At 66.9% G+C, this 284-nt stretch carries 1 pseudogene; it reads left to right on the top strand.

The annotated features are described in order from the left end of the window. Nucleotides 1–284: pseudogene (locus tag EN859_RS37455) on the top strand (pyridoxamine 5'-phosphate oxidase family protein); the annotation flags it as partial.

The raw sequence follows: 284 nt of genomic DNA on the forward strand, positions 1-284 counted from the left end.
GCTGTTCCTGGTGCCCGGCTCCGGCACGACGCTGCGTGTCAACGGCCGTGCTCACATCACCACCGATGCCGAGCTTTGCGCCTCCTTCACGGTCGAAGGCAAGCCGGCGCGGTCGGTCACGGTCGTCGCCGTCGACACGGTCTATTTCCAGTGCGCCCGCGCCATCGTGCGCTCGGAGCTCTGGAACCCGGCGAAGCACGTCGATCCGAAGTCGCTGCCGACGCCCGGCCAGATCCTCGAGATCACCAGCCGCAAGAATATCGACGGCGAGACCTACGATCGGC

It is taken from the genome of Mesorhizobium sp. M00.F.Ca.ET.216.01.1.1, assembly GCF_004010325.2.
In the GTDB taxonomy this organism is placed as follows: domain Bacteria; phylum Pseudomonadota; class Alphaproteobacteria; order Rhizobiales; family Rhizobiaceae; genus Mesorhizobium.